The sequence below is a fragment of the Salinarimonas sp. genome, from assembly GCF_046292825.1.
GTDB lineage: Bacteria > Pseudomonadota > Alphaproteobacteria > Rhizobiales > Beijerinckiaceae > Salinarimonas.
This window is the reverse complement of the sequence record NZ_JBKBQG010000029.1, coordinates 26,798-44,636: the sequence shown is the minus strand read 5'-3', so window position 1 is coordinate 44,636 and position 17,839 is coordinate 26,798. Positions and strand designations below refer to the sequence as shown.

Sequence of the window (17,839 nt, the reverse complement as noted above, 5' to 3'; positions counted from 1 at the left end):
GTGGTTGCCGGTCGGTTGGTTCTATTACCACGGGTGGGGTGGCGGGCGGGCGCGGCTCTCGCCGCGCGCGCCTCAGCCCACCGAGCCTTCCAGCGAGATCGAGATCAGCTTCTGCGCCTCGACGGCGAATTCCATCGGCAGCTTCTGGATGACGTCCTTGACGAAGCCGTTGACGATGAGCGCCACCGCCTCCTCCTCGTCGAGCCCGCGCTGCATGCAGTAGAACAGCTGGTCCTCGGAGATCTTGGAGGTCGTCGCCTCGTGCTCGAACACGGCGGACGCGTTCTTGCTCTCGATATAGGGCACGGTATGCGCGCCGCACTGGTCGCCGATGAGGAGCGAATCGCAATTGGTGAAGTTGCGCGCGCCCGACGCCTTGCGATGGGCGGAGACGAGGCCGCGATAGGTGTTCTGCGAGCGTCCGGCCGAGATGCCCTTCGAGATGATCCGGCTCGTCGTGTTCTTGCCGAGATGGATCATCTTCGTGCCGGAATCGACCTGCTGCATGCCGTTCGACACCGCGATCGAGTAGAACTCGCCGCGCGAGCCGTCGCCCCGCAGGATGCAGGACGGGTATTTCCAGGTGATCGCCGAGCCGGTCTCGACCTGGGTCCAGGTGATGACCGAGTTCTTGCCCCGGCAATCGCCACGCTTCGTCACGAAATTGTAGATGCCGCCCTTACCGTTGGCGTCGCCGGGATACCAGTTCTGCACGGTCGAGTACTTGATCTCGGCGTCGTCCAGCGCGATCAGCTCGACGACCGCCGCGTGCAGCTGGTTCTCGTCGCGCTGCGGCGCCGTGCAGCCCTCGAGATAGCTGACATAGGAGCCCTTGTCGGCGATGATCAGCGTGCGCTCGAACTGGCCGGTGTTCTTCTCGTTGATGCGGAAGTAGGTCGACAGCTCCATCGGGCAGCGCACGCCCGGCGGCACGTAGACGAACGTCCCGTCCGTGAAGACGGCGCAATTGAGCGTCGCGAAGAAATTGTCCGTCACCGGCACGACGGTTGCGAGGTACTTTTTCACGAGCTCGGGATATTCGCGGATCGCCTCCGAGATCGAGCAGAAGATCACCCCCGCCTCGGCGAGTTCCTTGCGGAAGGTGGTCGCGACCGAGACCGAATCGAACACGGCGTCGACCGCGACGCGGTTCTCCGGCGCGACGCCCGCGAGGATCTCCTGCTCGCGAAGCGGAATGCCGAGCTTCTCGTAGGTCTTGAGGATCTCGGGATCGACCTCGTCGAGCGATTTCGGCGCCGCGTTCAGCTTCGGCGCGGCGTAGTAATAGATGTCGTTGTAGTCGATCTTGTCGTAGGAGACCCGCGCCCAGTTCGGCTCCTGCATCGTCAGCCAGCGCTTGTAGGCATCGAGCCGCCAGGCCAGCATCCATTCCGGCTCGTCCTTCTTGGCCGAGATGAAGCGGATGACGTCCTCGTTGAGGCCCTTGGGCGCCTTGTCGACCTCGACGATGGTCTCGAAGCCGTACTTGTACTGGTCGACGTCGATGGCCTTGACGCGATCGATCGTCTCTTGAACGGCAGGCATCGGATCCCTCCTCTCACGGTTTCAAGGACCGTGGAACGGTTTCGTATACACATGAACCACGGCGCCTCAGGCGGCGCGGGCACCTCTGTCGCGCCGGCGCATCAGATCTTCGAGCGCCGATGCGAAACGGATCACATCGGCTTCCGTCGACGCATGGCCGAGGCTCGCCCGCAGCGCGCAGGCGGCGAGCGCGGGCTCGACCCCCATCGCCGCGAGCACGTGGGACGCCTTCACCTTGCCCGACGAGCAGGCCGATCCCGACGAGAGGGCGACGCCCTTCAGGTCGAAATCGATCAGCGCGATCTCGGCCCTCAGGCCGGGCACGGCGAAGGCGACCGTGTTCGGCAGCCGCGCGGCGCCGTCTCCGAAGACGAAAGCCTGCGGCGCGTGGTTCCGGATGGCGGCCTCGAGGCGGTCGCGCAAGCCGAGAATGCGTGCGATCTCGCCCTCTCCCTGTGCGAGAAGGGCGCGCGCGGCGGCCCCGAAACCGCTGATGGCCGCGACGGGCTCGGTCCCCGCGCGCCGCCCGCGCTCCTGGCCGCCGCCGCGCACGAGCCGATCGAGGCGGATCGAATCGTCGGCGAGAACGAGCGCACCCACGCCCTGCGGCCCGCCGATCTTGTGGGCGGAGAGGCTCAGCGCATCGAGGCCGAGCGCCGCCATGTCGACCGCGATCCGGCCGGGCGCCTGGACGGCGTCGCAATGGATCGTCGCGCCGTGGACGCGGGCGATCGCGGCGGCCTCGGCGATGGGCTGGATCACGCCCGTCTCGTTGTTCGCCGCCTGGATCGACACGAGCGCGCGGCGCGGTGCGATGGCGGCGAGGCGCGCGGCGAGCGCGTCGAGATCGACGACACCGCGCGAATCGAGCGGCAGCACCGCGACGGCGCCGTCCGGAAAGCGATGGCCTTCGAGCACGCAAGGATGCTCGCCTGCCGAGACGAGAAGCACCTCCGGCGCCCGCTCGCCCGGGCGATGGAAGCCGGGGGAGAGGGCGAGCGCGTTCGCCTCCGAGCCGCCGCTCGTGAAGATCACGCCCTTCGGATCGGCGCCGACCAGAGCGGCGACGGCCTCGCGCGCCGCCTCGATCCGCCCGCGGGCAGCGCGGCCTTCCGCGTGGACCGAGGAGGCGTTGCCGCACGCGCCGAGCGCCTCGACGAGCGCCGACGCCGCTTCCGCGCGAAGCGGAGCGGTGGCGTTGTAGTCGAGATAGGCGCGGCTCGCCTCCACCATCGGTCCTCGTCGTCCTCTCCTCGCTCGCGACCCCGCACACATGCGCGAAACCACACGAAAACCTTGCACGCCACCCCGCTTGCCGTGCTACAGGCACCTCACCACATCGGTCGGGTCCGAGCGGACCGTCCGATCGGCGCCGGACTTAGAACGGTTCTAAGCGGTTAGAATTATTCTAAGACCGGATTTAGGGAGGCCACCCGCGTGGAGTCAAGCGCTCCGTCGCGATTTGACCCTCCGCAGCGCGCGCGCTCTCGCCGCGTGCGACAATGACGGCGTGTGCCATGCGCACGCGAACGAGCCCGACGCGTCTTTCGCGACGAGAGGACGATGCATGCCTGAGGTGATCTTCGCCGGCCCCGCCGGACGGCTCGAGGGGCGCTACCAGCCCTCGAAGAAGAAGGGGGCGCCGATCGCGATCGTTCTGCATCCCCACCCGCAATTCGGCGGGACGATGAACAACCAGATCGTCTACAACCTCTACTACGATTTCGTGCAGCGCGGATTTTCGGTGCTGCGCTTCAATTTTCGCGGGGTCGGCCGCTCGCAGGGCGCCTTCGACCACGGCTCCGGCGAGCTCTCGGACGCCGCCGCCGCGCTCGACTGGGCGCAATCCGTGAACCCGGACGCGCGCGCCTGCTGGATCGCCGGCGTCTCCTTCGGCGCCTGGATCGGCATGCAGCTCCTGATGCGCCGCCCCGAGATCGAGGGCTTCGTCTCGATCGCGGCGATGGCGAACCGCTACGACTTCTCCTTCCTGGCGCCGTGCCCGTCCTCGGGTCTGTTCGTCCACGGATCGGAGGATCGCGTCGCCCCCGTCCGCGAGGTGATGAGCGTCATCGAGAAGGTGAAGACCCAGAAGGGCATCCAGATCGAGCACGCGGTGATCGAGGGCGCGAACCACTTCTTCGACGGCAAGGTCGACGAGCTGATGGGCGCGGTCGGCACCTATCTCGACCGGAATGTCGGGCCCAAGCTCGAGGAGGGCGCGACCCAGCCGCCCCCCGCCCAGCTCGCGGCGCCGGCCGTCGCGGAGGCGGAGGAGGGGGTGGACGAGGGGTTGGACGAGTCGTCGGCGGAGAGCCGCGAGGGTTGATCGGCAGGGGAGCGACCGCGCTCCCCGCCGCCGCGCCGATATGATGCGCGGCCGACGCCGTCCTTCCGCTCGGAGTCTGAAAATCTTTCGTTGCGGTGTCATCCCGGACGCCGAAGGCGATCCGGGACCCATATCCACGACGTCTCAGTCGCAGCCTGTAGGCTGCGTTTCGCGGACCTCGCTCGGTCGCGCAGCGAGCGCGGCATGCGCGCTCGGACGATCGTCGCGGATATGGGTCCCGGGTCCGCTTCGCGGCCCGGGATGACAACCTCCGAAAGACTCACAGGCTCTCAGTCTCAGGGGAAGGAGTAGGGCCGCCGTCGCCTAGCCCACCGCGCCGGTGCTCGCGCGGGCGATCAGCTCCACCGGCAGGATCGTCGCGTGCGGCGCGGACTCCCCGGCGGGGGCCGGCGCGGGCGTGCGCTGCTCGACGAGGCGCAGGAGATCGCGCGCCGCCGCCTCTCCGATGGCGCGGCGGGGCTGGCGCACGGTGGTGAGCGCGGGCGTGATGTGGGCGACGATCTCGATGTCGTCGAAGCCGACCACCGAGACGTCGCGGGGCACCACGAGGCCGCGCGTCTGGATCTCGCCGATGAAGCCGCAGGCCATCTCGTCGCTCGCGCAGAAGATCGCCGTCGGCCGCTCCTCGAGCGCGAGCCAGGCGAGCGCCGCGCGCCGCCCGGCCTCGAGGGAGAAATCGCCGTCGAAATGCCAGTCCGGCCGCACCGGCAGGCCGTGCGCGCGCAGCGCCGCGCGCGTCGCCTCCGCGCGGCTGCGCGCGAGGATGTTGCCGGCGGGGCCCGCGACGTGGCCGATTGCGCGGTGGCCGAGCCCGACGAGGTGATCGATCGCGAGCCGCGCGCCGCCCTCGTTGTCGACGCGGATCGAGGGCAGGTCGAGCCCGTCGATCCATTCGCAGGCCATGATGACCGGCGGGCGCTCGCCGTCGGGCTCGAGATCGGCCGCAGGCACGAGCCCGTCGAACACGATGAGCCCGTCCGCGCGGCTGCGGTCGAGCCTCAGGACGAGGTGGGGATCGGCGCCGGGCGCCTTCGTGTCGACGACGAGGAGATTGTATCCCGCCGGCGCGAGAACGCCGGCGATGCCCGAGAGGATCTGCGAGAAGAAGGGGTTCGACAGGTTCGGCACCAGCGCGACGACGCTCATCGTCTGGCGACGGCGCAAGTTTCGCGCCGCCTGGTTGATCGTGTAGCCGGTCTCGCTCACCGCGGCGAGGACGAGCGCGCGGGTCTCCGCGGAGACGATCTCGGGCGTCGACAAAGCGCGGCTGACCGTCGCCACCGACACCCCGGCGACGCGCGCCACGTCCACGATCTTGGCGCTGCGACCCCTCATCCCCGATCCGTCTCCCCGCATGCCACAAGGCTCTTGTAATCGGTTACAAGTCGGATATCATCCTCTGTAATCGTTTCCAGCGCGCTTCTTTCCACAGGCGCGACATGGAAACTCCCGTCTCCTGGGGAGGAGCCGAACCATGCGGACGCTCAAAGGGCCCGCTCTGTTCCTGGCGCAGTTCGTCGGCGACGCGCATCCGTTCGACGATTGGCCGAGCATCACCGCCTGGGCGGCCGAATGCGGCTATGTCGGGGTGCAGGTGCCGACCTGGGACGCGCGCCTCCTCGATCTCGACCGCGCCGCCGACAGCCGCGATTATTGCGAGGAATGGGCCGGCGTCGCCCGCGAGAACGGCGTCGAGGTCACCGAATTGTCGGCCCATCTGCAGGGCCAGCTCGTCGCGGTCCACCCCGCCTACGACAGGATGTTCGACGCCTTCGCGCCGCCCGCCGTCCACGGCGACCCGGCCGCGCGCCAGGCCTGGGCGGTCGGGCGGGTGGAGAAGGCGATCCGCGCCTCGCGCAATCTCGGCTGCAACGCGCTCGCGACCTTCTCCGGCGCGCTCGCCTGGCCCTATGTCTATCCCTGGCCGCAGCGCCCGGCGGGCCTGATCGAGGAGGCCTTCGACGAGCTCGCGCGCCGCTGGCGCCCGCTCCTCGACCTCGCCGACGAGCACGGAATCGACCTGTGCTTCGAGATTCATCCCGGCGAGGACCTGCACGACGGGATCACCTTCGAGATGTTCCTCGAGCGGGTGGGCGGGCATGCGCGCGCGAACATGCTCTACGACCCGTCGCACTACGTGCTCCAGCACCTCGATTATCTCGCCAATCTCGACATCTATGCCGAGCGAATCCGCATGTTCCACGTCAAGGACGCGGAGCTGAACCCGACGGGCCGCCAGGGCGTCTATGGCGGCTACCAGTCCTGGGTCGACCGCGCGGGCCGCTTCCGCTCGCTCGGCGACGGGCAGGTCGATTTCGGCGCGGTGTTCTCGAAGCTCGCGGCGCAGGATTTCGACGGCTGGGCGGTCGTCGAGTGGGAATGCGCGCTCAAGCACCCGGAGGACGGCGCGCGCGAGGGGGCGCGCTTCGTGCGCGATCACATCATCCGCGTGACCGAGCGCGCCTTCGACGATTTCGCCGGCGGCGGCGACCCCGCCGCCAACCGCCGCATCCTCGGCATCGAGAGGTGAGGCGATGAGCAATTCTCGGCCCCTTCGTCTCGGCATGGTCGGCGGCGGGCGCGGCGCCTTCATCGGCGCCGTCCACCGGATCGCCGCGCGGCTCGACGGCGCCTTCACGCTTGTGGCCGGCGCGCTGTCGTCGGACCCGGAGCGCGCCCGCGCCTCGGGCCGCGATCTCGGCCTCGCGGAGGATCGCATCTACGACGATTTCGAAGCGATGGCGCAGGCCGAGGCGGCGCGCGCGGACGGCATCGAGGCGGTGGCGATCGTCACGCCGAACCACCTCCACGCCGCGCCGGCCCGCGCCTTCCTCGCCCGCGGCATTCACGTGATCTGCGACAAGCCGCTCTGCACGAGCGTCGAGGAGGCGCGCGGGCTCGTGGAGGCGGCACGCGCGAGCGAGGCTCTGTTCGTCCTCACCCACAATTATTCGGGCTATCCCATGGTCCGCCAGGCGCGGCAGATGATCCGCGAGGGGCGGCTCGGGCGGCTGCGGCTCGTCCAGGTCGAGTACGCGCAGGATTGGCTCGCGGCCGAGAGCCATTCGAAGCAGGCCGATTGGCGCACCGACCCCGCGCGCACCGGCGGCGCGGGCGCGCTCGGCGACATCGGCACCCACGCCTACCATCTCGCCCGCTTCGTCACGGGGCTCGAGACCGAGGCGCTCGCCGCCGAGCTCACCGCCTTCGTGCCGGGCCGGCGGGTCGACGACGACGTGCGCGTCCTCCTGCGCTTTCGCGGCGGCGCGCGCGGCGCGCTCTGGGCGAGCCAGGTCGCGGTCGGCTGCGAGAACGGTCTGCGCCTGCGCGTCTTCGGCGAGGAGGGCGGGCTCGCCTGGGCGCAGGAGGAGCCGAACGTGCTCTGGCACACACCGCGGGGCGCGCCGACGCAGCGCCTCACCCGCGGCGGTCCGGGCGCGCTCGATGCGGCAGCTGCCGCGACGCGCCTGCCGGCCGGGCATCCGGAGGGCTATCTCGAAGCCTTCGCGACGCTCTACGCGGAGGCCGCGCAGGCGATCCGCGCGCATCGCGCCGGCGGCGGGGGAGGGGAGAGCCTGCTCCCCGACATCGCCGACGGGCTCGAAGGCATGGCCTTCATCGACGCCTGCCTGCGCTCCTCCCGCGCCGGCGCCACCTTCGTCGAACTCGCGCCGTGACGGCGCGAGAGCGGCGAGGGGAGGGCTCTGCGGCAGGCGGGTGCGGCTCTTGTCCTTCCCCCCTGGGGGAAGGTGGCTCCGGGCGGCGATAGCCGGCCGGAGACGGATGGGGGTCGTGCAGGATGATCTCGATCGCTCGATCCTGCACGACCCCCACCCCCGGCCCCTCCCCCAAGGGGGAGGGGAGACCGTCGAGATCTCGATGAACGCTGAGATCCCGCGGAAACGACGCGTCACAGGTGTACGACCGGCCGGGTTCGACACGCCGTCCGGTGGGGGAGAACCAGAAACGACAAACCGAGAGACAAGGGAGAGAACGCCATGAATTCTCGTTTCCTCGCGAGCCTCGCCGCGGCGGCGGCCGCGATCCTCGTGACGGTCCCGGCCGCTCAGGCCCAGCAGACGCTGCGGCTCGGCCACAACATTTCGACGAGCTCGCCCTACCATCTCGCCGCCGAGCACTTTGCCGGGCTCGTCGCCGAGCGCAGCGACGGGCGGCTCGCCGTCGAGGTCTTCCCCTCGGGCGCTCTCGGCAACGAGCGCGACATGATCGAGGGCGCGCAGATCGGCACGATCGACATGGTGGTGACCTCCTCGGCCGCGCTCGGGCCGTTCGTGCCGGAGATGCGCATCCTCGACATCCCCTTCCTGTTCCGCGATCTCGAGCATGCCCGCGCGGTGCTCGACGGGGACATCGGCGACGAGCTCCTCGCGGCGATGGAGGCGCGCGACCTCGTCGGGCTCGCCTTCGGCGACATCGGCTTCCGGCACATGACGGGGCCGCGCCCGCTCGACACCGTCCAGGCGGTCGAGGGCGTCAAGCTGCGCTCGCAGGACAACCCGATCCACCTCGCCGCCTATCGCGCGCTCGGCTTCCAGCCGACCGTGGTGGGCTTCAACGAGCTCTACGCGGCGCTGCAGACGGGCGTCGTCGACGCCAACGAGCAGCCGCTCTCGATCCATGTCGCGAGCCGCTTCTACGAGGTGCAGAGCGACCTCACCCTCACCGGCCACCTGATGGCCTCCGCGCTCTTCCTCGTCTCGAAGGACGTCTACGACGGCCTCTCCGAGGAGGATCGCACGCTGCTGCGCGAGGCGGCCCGCGAGTCGATCCCCGTGATGCGCGAGGCGACCGACGCGCAGGACGAAGCCGCTCTCGACACGCTGCGCGAGCGCGGCATGACCATCACCGAGAGCTTCGACCAGGAGGGCTTCGTCGAGGCGCTCGCGCCGGCTTACGCGGAGTTCGGCCAGCAATTCGGCGAGGAGAACATCGCGCGCATCCGCGATTTCCGCTGACGCGCAGAGAGCGGCGGCGGGTCGCGTTGCGGCCCGCCGTCCCCGCCGCCGAGCCTCGCGAAGAGCCGCCGCATGACGAGCCATCTCCGCCGCGGATTCCTGACGATCGAGCGCCTGGCCACGCGGCTCGTGACGCTGCTCGCCTGCGCGGCGCTCGCGCTCGCGGCGGGGCTCGCCTGCTATCAGATCCTCATGCGTTACGTGATCCGCCAGCCGATCGCCTGGTCGGAGCCGGTGCTGCAATTGTCGATCATCTACATGGTCTATCTCGGGCTCGCGATCACCTTCCGGAAGGGCGCGCTCGTCTCGATCGACATCCTCGTCACCTTCGCCAGGGGCCGCTTCGCGACGCTCCTGCGCTGGACCATCCTCCTCGCGATCCTCACGGTGCTCGGCCACATGTTCTGGTACGGCTGGGCGATGGCGGCCCGCGCGCAGAACAACATCCACCCGACGCTCGGCATCTCGATGCTCTACGCCTTCGCGGCGATCCCCGTCGGCGCGGTCTTCGCGGCGATCGCGGCGATCGCGCACCATCTCGATCCGCCGCCCTCCGAGACGAGCGGGGAGGGCTGAGCCATGGTCGCGCATTCGCTGATCGTGGTGATGTGCACGCTCTTCGTCCTGAGCGTGCCGATCGCGGTCGCCATCGCGCTCGCGGCGATCTTCGGCATCCAGGTGATGGGCGCGATCAATCCGGTGATCATCGGGCAGCAGCTCTACGTCTCGCTCAACAAGTTCCCGCTCGTCGCGATCCCGTTCTTCATCCTCGCCGGAAACCTGATGAACACGGGCGGCATCTCGCGCCGCCTCGTCGATTTCGCGCGCGTCATCGTCGGCAACACCCAGGGCGGGCTCGCGGCGACCTGCGTCGTCACCTGCATGCTGTTCGCCGCGGTCTCCGGCTCCTCGACGGCGACGACCTTCGCCATCGGTGCGATCATGATCCCCGCCCTCGTGGCGGCGGGCTATCCGCGGCCGTGGGCGGCCTCGCTGCAGGCGACCTCGGCCGAGCTCGGCATCGTCATCCCGCCCTCGATCCCGCTCATCCTCTACGGCGTCTCGGCCGACGTCTCGATCGGGGAATTGTTCATCGCAGGCTTCGGGCCGGGGCTCCTGATCGGCGGGGCGCTCATCGCCTACGTGCTGATCTGGGCGCGGGTCACCGGCCACGGCAAGGCGGACGCGGCCTCCGGGCTGGAGCCGTGGCCGGCCTTCCGCCGCGCCTTCTTCGCGCTGCTGATGCCGGTCGTCGTCCTCGGCGGCATCTATGGCGGCGTGTTCACGCCGACGGAAGCCTCCGCCGTCGCGGTCGCCTACGCGCTCGTGGTGGGGATCTTCGTCTATCGCGAATTGCGCTGGCGCGACCTCCTGCCGATCCTCGAGCGCTCGGTGATCTCGTCGGTGATCATCATGTTCATCATCGCCTGGGCGGGGCTGTTCGCCTTCATCATCACGCGCGAGGGGGTGCCGATGGCGATCGGGAATTGGCTCGTCGCGAACTTCACCTCGCCGCAGGCCTTCCTGTTCGTGGTGATCGCCGTCCTCCTCCTCGTCGGCATGTTCATCGAGGCGGCGGCCGCGATCATCGTGCTCGCGCCGATCCTCGTTCCGGTGGCGATCGCGCTCGGCATCGATCCCGTCCATTTCGGGCTCGTGATGATCGTCACCCTCGCCATCGGCTTCATCACGCCGCCCTTCGGGCTCAACCTGTTCGCCGCCTGCGCGGTGGCCAAGCTGCCGGTGCAGAAGATCATCGCGCCCACCATCGCCTTCATCGGCGTGGTGACCGCCTGCCTCGTCGCGATCGCGCTCGTGCCGGGCATCTCGCTCGCTCTGCGCGATCTCCTCTACCGCTGAGAGGCCCCACCATGCGCTTCGGGATGAACCTCCTCCTCTGGACGACGCGGGTCGGCCCCGAGCACCGGCCGATCCTCTCAGGCCTCGCCGAGATGGGCTACGACCTCGTCGAGGTGCCGGTCTTCGACCACGCCGACCCGCAGGCCTATGCGCGGCTCGGCGAGGAGATCCGCGCGCTCGGGCTCGCGCCGCTCGCGGTCTCGGCGCTCAACGAAGGGCAGAACGTCGCCTCGTCCGATCGGGAGGTGCGGCGCGCGGGCGTCGCGGCTCTGCGCGGCATGATCGATTGCGCGGCTGCGATGGGCGCGCCGAGCCTGTCGGGGCCGCTCCACTCGGCGATCGGCGCCTTCACCGGGCAGCCGCCCACCGGGGACGAGCGGGCCTGGAGCGTCGAGGCGGTCGCCGAGGCCGCCGCGCACGGTCGCGCGAACGGGGTGCGGCTCGCGATCGAGCCGCTCAACCGCTTCGAGTGCCATCTGTTGAACGACGTCGCCTCCGCCGCGGATTACGTCGCGGCGATCGGCTCGGACGCGGGCATCCTCTACGACACGTTCCACGCGCATATCGAGGAGAAGGACCCCGGGGCGGCGATCCGCGCCCATGCGGGCGCGATTACCCTCGTCCACATTTCCGAGAACGACCGCTCGACCCCCGGCCTCGGCCAGGTGCGCTGGCGCGAGACCTTCGACGCGCTCGCGCAGGCGGGCTACGACGGCCCGCTCGTCGTCGAAGCCTTCGGGCTCGCGCTGCCCGACCTCGCCGCCGCGACGCGGATCTGGCGCCGGATGTTCGAAGACGAGCTCGGCCTCGCCCGCGACGCGCTCGCCTTCATGCGCGCGCAGGTCGCGGCCGCCCGATCGCGATAGTCGAGGCGCCCGGTCGGTTCAACGGGCCGCAGCGGCTCCCTCGCCACCATCGGCTCCGTCGTCCTGCGCGCTCACGAAGCCCGCCGAAGCCGCGGCGGCGAGGAACTCGCCGACGTCGTCTTGGGGAATGTCGGGCAACGCGCTCGACAATGCGTCGACGGATTTCGCTTCGGCGACGATCTCGGCGACGATCCTCATCGCCGTCTCGTTGAGCTTGTGGACGACGAATCTCTGCGAGTCGAAAGCCACGCCCTCGTCTTCGCGGATCACGACGTGGGAGGCGATTCTGTACTTCATGCTCTCGATCCTCTCGTGTTGGGAGCACCATTCCGCCGAAGGATGCCGGTCGGCGGGCGGGACGATGCTCGGAAACGAAGACTTCGCCCTGCTTCCATCAGGTCGGTGCGTGCTCCAGCGTCGCGATCTGCTCGTCGAGCTTGTGGCGAATCTCTCGAAACAGGGCGTCTTCATCGTCGGAGCGGGCGATCAGGCGTAGTTTTTCCGCGAAACGCGCCGGGATGATCTCGGCGAGCGTCTCGATCGCCGCGAGGTTGGCGTCGATCTCGACGCGACGTGGGGTGGATCGCGGCTCCCGCGACAGCGTGCCCGCTTTCAGGTGACCGATCTCGTGGAGCGCCGTGAACAGCCGCTCCGCCGGCGAAAGATCGTCGGCGATCATGATGATGCGCTCGGTCTCGCTCGCGGCGACGGCGCCGCCCGCCCCCAGCGCGGAGCGGGGGACGTCCCACACGCGCCCGACGCCCACTTCCGCCATCGCGCGGCCGAGAACGCGGGTGCGCGCGTCCTGCGCGCTCCTCGCCTTCGTCTCGCGATAGAGACGCACGACGTCGCCGTCGCCGATGCGACCGATGGCCCGGCTGGTCTCCGACGATCCGATCGTCCCGTCCGCGCGGATCACGAGACGCTCGGGCGGCAACCTCTCGAGGCGCCAGACGCCGTCCGCGTCCTGGTACATCTCCGGGAACCTCAAGGCGTCCGAACGCGCGCCGGCGATATCGACCAGGCGCCGACGCAGGTCTGCCGCTTCGACGTCGGTCACCTGGCGCAGGCCCCTCGACCGACCCGTCCCGGTTTCCCGCCACATCGAGATCTTCAGGCTTGCACAGCCCAGCTCCAAGAGTCGCGCGGCAAGAGCGGGACAGCCGTCGACGTTTCCGGAATGGACCGTGACCGCGACCGCGACTCGGAAGCCCTTCGTCGTCATCCGGCGCAGCGCCGGTTCGTGATCCTCCAGGGTCCGAGAGCCGTGGAGGTGACCGGCGACCGCGTCGATGCTCACCTGAAAGTCGGTGATGCCGATCGAGAGGAGAGCATCGAGGCGCTCCTCGTCGTACTCGAGCGCGTTGATGCCGATCAACGGCACGAGAGATCGCGATCGCGTATATCTCACGATCTCGATGAAATCCGGGTGGAGCATAGGATCGCCACCCGAGATCACCACCATCAAGACCTTGTTTCGGGACAAGTCGTCGATGACCTTGCGTGCATCGGCAGTCGGAAGATGGAAGGAATTCAACGCTCCGCTATCGGTGAGGAAGCAGTGATCGCATCGGTACTGGCAATGATTGGTGAGGTACAGGGTGGCGCTCATCGGGACCCGGATCATGACTTCACCCCTTTCGGCCTTTGGCTTCGCCAGAACATCAACAGAACGGCGCCGCAGAGGAGCGCGCCGACGATGTTGAGGGCAGCGAGGGTCAGCGCGTGGTCCATATGCGCGGCGAGCTGCCCCGAGACGCTGATCGCGACGACCGCGACGACGGATCTGAGCGCCATCGAGAGCGATGCGGCGGTCGTCCGATGCGGATATCCTTCCGGCATCGACGCCTGCTCCGCGCCGGTCGCGAATGACGGCACCGTGATCCGCGTCATCTGGTGGAGGGCGAATGCCACGAGGAAGAAGCCGATCGCGACATCCGCCAGCGCGAAGCAGAGGCCCGAGACGACGAGCGCGGCGATCAGGACGCACACCGTGCTCTGCGCCGTCACTTCCTTTCCGTCCTGGACCAGGAGTCGCGACAGGAGGGCCGAGGCGACGATCGCGACGGAGAACAGGATACCGATCTCGCTCCCGCTCCAATCCCTGCTCGCGAGGAACGGCTGATAGAAGTTCAGGCTCGCGCGCAGGACGGCGAAGCAGATCGCGCCCGCGCACGCCGCGGCCCAGAAGCTCGGCAGCCTGACGACCGCGACGACATCGACGATCTGAGCGAGCGCTCCGAGGCGGTCGGGTCGCAACGGCACGGCCGAGGAACGCTCCGCCCCGGATGCCGCTCCCCAGAGGAGCACGAAGACGACGATTCCGATGCCCAAGCGCACCGCAGCGAGCGCGATATCCGCGAGCATCGGCAGCGCCAGCGACAGATCCGCCAAGAAGCCGCCCACGAGCGCCGCCGCCGCCGACGCGAGGATCGTGATCGACGCGTTGCGCGCCAGGAACCGCCCGAACTGATCCCTCACGCCTGCACGAGAGAAGACCTCGAAAGCGATCGATTGGAGATTTCCGCTCGTCAGACTCTGGCCGAAGCTCAGCGCTACGGCGATCGCGAACAGCTGCCACGATGCGGACACGAACAAGGTGGCGGCGAGAGCCGCGATCGACACGGCGTTCCCGACGAGAAGCGCGGCGGCTCTGCCGATCCTGTCCGACAGCATGCCGAGCGGGACTTCGAGCACGAGATTCATGACCAATATCAGCGAGAGGAAGGCCGTATAGGTCGCGAAGCTCTTGTCCAGGAAGTCGACATAGTAGAGGACGACGACAGGCGCCAGGACCGCTTCGAGGGGCGTCAGCGCGCAGGCCAGATAGTACCGCCTGACGAGCAGGAGACGCGTTTGGCTCATCGCTCCGCCAGCATGTTCCGACCGTAGGTCGAGAATGCGACATGGCAGCCCTGCGCATGCACCTGCGAGAAGTCGCCGACGGTTCGCGTCGAGCCCGGAGCCTCGCGTCGCCATTTGCGAAAGAGCGCGTGCTCCCGCCAGATCCGGCCGATGTCTTCCGGCTCCTCGATCCGCTCCTTGGAGCGATCCTCCTCGGTGAGGAGGTCGCAGGCGGATATCGACAGGTCGTTGTTGATGACGATCGTATGGGTCCCCGCGCCGCAGCCGAACGTGCCGCAGGTCTCCTTCGGGTGCTCTCGCCGTGGGCTGAACGCGGAATTCAATGCGACGTGCGGGTAGCGTTTCCGGAGTGCGGGCAAGCGCGCCTTGACCTCCTCGACGTCCGCCTCGGTCAGCATGAATTCCGGTGCCGCCGCCAGGCCCGTGCCGACGGGAACGAATGCGGCGAGCTTGAGTTGGCGAACGCCCACCTCGGCGGCTCGGCTGTAGATCGTCTCGAGGTGGGGAACGTTCTGGTGGCTGAGGACCAGCGAGATGGCGGTCCAGATCCCCTCGCGCTTCAACAGCTCGATACCCGCCAGCGCCGCGTCGAAGGTGCCTTCGCCGCGAACGGGATCGCTCAGTTCCGGCGAGTGTTCCTCCAGGCTGATCTGCGCCTTGTCCAGGCCGGCGGCCTTCAGCCGGGCGGCTCGCTTCGCGTCGATGAGGACACCATTGGTTGCGAGCTTGGTTCCCATTCCTGCCGACTTGCAGGCGGCGACGATTTGTTCGAAATCCTGCCGGACGAGTGGCTCTCCGCCGAGAAAGCTCATATTGCGCATTCCGTTCTTCGCAACGTAATCGATGATGCGCAGCACGGTCTCCAAAGGTGCGTCCTTCGTGTAGTCCGTCAAATAGCAGTGAGTGCAACGGAGGTTGCACTTGCCGGTAATGTACCAATTCGCGAAAAGGGGGAAGTTCAGACTGAAGACGGGCACAGGCGCAGCTGTTTTCGCAGTATTCATGTCGCGAGACTCCCATTCTTGCCAATTCAACCCGGTGGGGTCAGGCCTGTTGGCCTGACCCCGTCGACGATGATCTTGCTCAGCCCCAGGGATCGGAAGCCGTGAGCGAGCTCATGCACCCCGCAACCGGGATCGAGACGAAGGCGGGCTTCACGTAGCGATCGTTCTGCATAGCTTTTCCTTCCTTGGTTCGACGGCCGAGTGCTTCGAGGGCCGCCGCACCGGCCCGATCATTGGCGGCAGGTTGTGTTTAAAGCCATCGAAAGGTGCAGGCAATGCGACAATATGAGGTATCTAAGGTCGTAGTATGGCCATATTCTAAGATGACGTGCTCGACAAGGAATTGCATCCTCCCGCATCGTCCGGAGCCCGATGCGATTACCGCCGGGTCGCCGCAGCAGCCGGCGCACGCAAGCTGTCGGCCGCGCCGGGGGCGGTCTGCCGTGGTGGAAGAGGGGAGGGCTCCTAGTGCGCTCGCCCTGAGCCGGCCCGCGCGCGAAGCATCCGGGGTTCCGGCGTCGGCTGCGCGAGCGCGGCCGTCAGAATCGCCCCGTCGAAGGGCAGGCGCACGATGCGCAGGCCCGCGAGCGCCGCGCTGCGGGAGGCGGTCTCGTGCGCCGAGCGCGCCGAGAGCCCGACGATGCCCGGCGTCGAGAGCGGTCGGCCGAGCCAGCGCGACAGCGCCTGGGCGGGCGCGGTCCACAGGAAGATGTCGAGAATCGCCGCGACGGGGCGCATGGGGCGCGGCGCGCGCAGGAGGTCGTCCGCGCTGGCATGGGCCGCGACCACGTAATCGTGCGCCGCCAGGAACGCGTCGAGCGCGTCCGCGAGCGACGGATCTTCCACGAGTATGTGGGCCGACGGCAGCATCGAGGTCCTTTTTCGATCGTCGCGGGAGGGTCGCACGCGCCGTGTGGCACATCCCGCGACGACGAACTTAGAGCGCTCGAGCCGGCGCCGCCATGCGGAGTGACCCCCGTCCGGGTTTCTGCTCGCATTCCCGTCCGGACGGGGGGGCCTCCGCACGCGCCTCAACGCGGCGCGTGAATTCCGCACCCGTCCGGGCGGCGCCCGCGCTCGCCCGGCAGCGAGCCGTGGCGCACCGCGTGATCGATGTCGCCGCGCGACACGCCGATGTCGGAGAGCATGGCGTCGGACATCTCGTGGAGGCGTTGGGCGTCGCTGCGCAGGCGATGCGCCCGCTCCAACGCGCGCAATGCCTGCGCGAGCGCGGCGCCCGACCTGCGCAGGACCGACATCGGCCAGGCGGCGGCGGAGCGGGGCGGGTAGGCGGCGGATGCGCATTCGGGCGACAAGCAGGTCGACATGGGAGCCTCCTCTCCTGGCAGGCGTGACGAGGAGAGGGTAGGAAGACACGTTGCATAAGGGAAACGATTGTTTATGATGCGAACGATAAAGAGCCTTTATGCCAACGGAGCCGAACCGTGCCGCGCAATCTGGACACCGCCCTCCTGCGGGCCTTCGTCGCCGTCTCGGATGCCGGCGGCATGACGGCCGCGGCGGGGGCGCTCAACCTCACGCAGGCCGCCGTCAGCCAGCAGATCAAGCGGCTGGAGGAGACCTTCGACCTGCGCCTCTTCGACCGCGATCGGCGCGGCCTCGTTCCGACGCCCGCCGGCGAGCGGCTCCTGCCGCTCGCCAAGCGCATGCTCGCGGCGAACGACGCCGTAATCGCCGAGATGACGGAGCCCCTGGGCGCGGGCGAGGTGCGCCTCGGCATTCCCTACGACCTCGTGCCGGGGATCATGCCGCGCGTCCTCAAGCGCTTCGCCCAGCGCTACCCGCGGATGCGCCTGCAGCTCACCTGCGTCACCTCGCAGGCGGTCGCGACGGCGGTCGCGCGCGGGGAGGTCGATCTCGGCCTCGTCGAGGAGCTCGAGACGCTCCCGCACGGGGAGACGATCATGATCGACGCCCTCGTCTGGGTCGGCGCGGAGGGCGGCGAGGCCTGGCGCGAGCGTCCGCTGCCGGTCACCGTCGGCTCGGAGACCTGCTCGTTCCGCAAGCCGATCGTCACCGCGCTCGACGCCTCGGGCATTTCCTGGCGCAAGGTCGGCGAGATCTCGAACGTGGAGGCGCACGAGGCGACGGTGCTCAGCGATCTCGCGGTGAGCGCGCGCCTCTCGACGACGCTGCCGCAGGGGCTCGCGATCCTCCCCCGCGAGGCCGGGCTGCCGGCGCTGCCCGAGCTGCGCGTGAGCCTCTACCGCCGTCCGGGCCTCGATCTGCGCGCGGCCGAGGTGCTCGCCGAGATGATCCGCGACGCGTTCCGTCAGCGCCTCGCGCGCGCCGCCGCCTGAGGCGCTCGCGGGCGCGGGATCGGATAGGATCACGGGCAGGCGCCCTCAGGGC

The 17,839-nt window shown here is 68.9% G+C and carries 17 protein-coding genes; 8 read left to right on the top strand and 9 right to left on the bottom strand.

The genetic code is table 11. The features are described from left to right. Window positions 1-72 precede the first annotated feature (72 nt). Window positions 73-1,545 carry a Fe-S cluster assembly protein SufB gene (sufB, locus tag ACK4UM_RS14355; protein WP_409800344.1) on the bottom strand — a complete coding sequence of 491 codons (1,473 nt, stop codon included), beginning with the start codon at window positions 1,543-1,545 and terminating at the stop codon, window positions 73-75. Between the two features lie 66 nt (window positions 1,546-1,611). After that, window positions 1,612-2,778, bottom strand: a complete 1,167-nt coding sequence (locus ACK4UM_RS14350; protein WP_409800342.1) for a cysteine desulfurase family protein — start codon at window positions 2,776-2,778, stop codon at window positions 1,612-1,614. Between the two features lie 334 nt (window positions 2,779-3,112). Between ACK4UM_RS14350 and ACK4UM_RS14345 the strand changes: the two genes are divergently transcribed. Next, entirely contained in the window at window positions 3,113-3,874 is a 762-nt protein-coding gene (locus ACK4UM_RS14345) for an alpha/beta hydrolase (RefSeq protein WP_409800340.1), read from the top strand. A 324-nt stretch (window positions 3,875-4,198) separates the two neighbouring features. Here the strand turns inward: ACK4UM_RS14345 and ACK4UM_RS14340 are convergent, their stop codons facing one another. Next, window positions 4,199-5,230: a LacI family DNA-binding transcriptional regulator gene (locus ACK4UM_RS14340; RefSeq protein ID WP_409800338.1), complete on the bottom strand. Its 1,032-nt coding sequence runs from the start codon at window positions 5,228-5,230 to the stop codon at window positions 4,199-4,201. Between the two features lie 139 nt (window positions 5,231-5,369). Between ACK4UM_RS14340 and ACK4UM_RS14335 the strand changes: the two genes are divergently transcribed. The 6 genes from ACK4UM_RS14335 to ACK4UM_RS14310 all read left to right on the top strand — a co-directional run bounded on the left by ACK4UM_RS14335 (window position 5,370) and on the right by ACK4UM_RS14310 (window position 11,597). Then, window positions 5,370-6,425, top strand: a complete 1,056-nt coding sequence (locus ACK4UM_RS14335) for a sugar phosphate isomerase/epimerase family protein (RefSeq protein ID WP_409800336.1) — start codon at window positions 5,370-5,372, stop codon at window positions 6,423-6,425. A 4-nt stretch (window positions 6,426-6,429) separates the two neighbouring features. Further along, complete coding sequence (locus tag ACK4UM_RS14330; protein ID WP_409800334.1) at window positions 6,430-7,572, top strand: Gfo/Idh/MocA family protein; 1,143 nt, start codon at window positions 6,430-6,432, stop codon at window positions 7,570-7,572. Window positions 7,573-7,893: 321 nt separating this feature from the next. Beyond that, complete coding sequence (dctP, locus tag ACK4UM_RS14325) at window positions 7,894-8,871, top strand: TRAP transporter substrate-binding protein DctP (protein WP_409800332.1); 978 nt, start codon at window positions 7,894-7,896, stop codon at window positions 8,869-8,871. A gap of 72 nt (window positions 8,872-8,943) precedes the next feature. Beyond that, window positions 8,944-9,447, top strand: a complete 504-nt coding sequence (locus ACK4UM_RS14320) for a TRAP transporter small permease (RefSeq protein ID WP_409800330.1) — start codon at window positions 8,944-8,946, stop codon at window positions 9,445-9,447. A gap of 3 nt (window positions 9,448-9,450) precedes the next feature. After that, window positions 9,451-10,731 carry a TRAP transporter large permease gene (locus ACK4UM_RS14315; RefSeq protein ID WP_409800328.1) on the top strand — a complete coding sequence of 427 codons (1,281 nt, stop codon included), beginning with the start codon at window positions 9,451-9,453 and terminating at the stop codon, window positions 10,729-10,731. Window positions 10,732-10,742: 11 nt separating this feature from the next. Continuing rightward, window positions 10,743-11,597, top strand: coding sequence for a sugar phosphate isomerase/epimerase family protein (locus ACK4UM_RS14310; protein WP_409800326.1), 855 nt, complete (start codon window positions 10,743-10,745; stop codon window positions 11,595-11,597). A gap of 18 nt (window positions 11,598-11,615) precedes the next feature. On the opposite strand, the gene ACK4UM_RS14305 is transcribed toward ACK4UM_RS14310, so the two are convergent. From ACK4UM_RS14305 to ACK4UM_RS14280, 6 genes are all read right to left on the bottom strand, one after another. After that, window positions 11,616-11,894 carry a hypothetical protein gene (locus tag ACK4UM_RS14305; protein ID WP_409800324.1) on the bottom strand — a complete coding sequence of 93 codons (279 nt, stop codon included), beginning with the start codon at window positions 11,892-11,894 and terminating at the stop codon, window positions 11,616-11,618. A gap of 97 nt (window positions 11,895-11,991) precedes the next feature. After that, entirely contained in the window at window positions 11,992-13,209 is a 1,218-nt protein-coding gene (locus tag ACK4UM_RS14300; protein WP_409800322.1) for a radical SAM protein, read from the bottom strand. A gap of 11 nt (window positions 13,210-13,220) precedes the next feature. Next, complete coding sequence (locus tag ACK4UM_RS14295; RefSeq protein WP_409800320.1) at window positions 13,221-14,462, bottom strand: MFS transporter; 1,242 nt, start codon at window positions 14,460-14,462, stop codon at window positions 13,221-13,223. Further along, window positions 14,459-15,466 (bottom strand): radical SAM protein, encoded by a 1,008-nt coding sequence (locus tag ACK4UM_RS14290; protein WP_409800318.1) that lies wholly within the window; start codon window positions 15,464-15,466, stop codon window positions 14,459-14,461. The genes ACK4UM_RS14295 and ACK4UM_RS14290 overlap by 4 nt, the downstream gene beginning before the upstream one ends. A 465-nt stretch (window positions 15,467-15,931) precedes the next feature. Further along, complete coding sequence (locus tag ACK4UM_RS14285; protein WP_409800316.1) at window positions 15,932-16,336, bottom strand: hypothetical protein; 405 nt, start codon at window positions 16,334-16,336, stop codon at window positions 15,932-15,934. A 161-nt stretch (window positions 16,337-16,497) separates the two neighbouring features. Then, window positions 16,498-16,794 carry a DUF1127 domain-containing protein gene (locus ACK4UM_RS14280; RefSeq protein ID WP_409800315.1) on the bottom strand — a complete coding sequence of 99 codons (297 nt, stop codon included), beginning with the start codon at window positions 16,792-16,794 and terminating at the stop codon, window positions 16,498-16,500. A gap of 117 nt (window positions 16,795-16,911) precedes the next feature. On the opposite strand from ACK4UM_RS14280, the gene ACK4UM_RS14275 reads away from it, so the two are divergent. Then, window positions 16,912-17,787, top strand: coding sequence for a LysR family transcriptional regulator (locus tag ACK4UM_RS14275; protein ID WP_409800313.1), 876 nt, complete (start codon window positions 16,912-16,914; stop codon window positions 17,785-17,787). The last annotated feature ends 52 nt before the right edge of the window (window positions 17,788-17,839 follow it).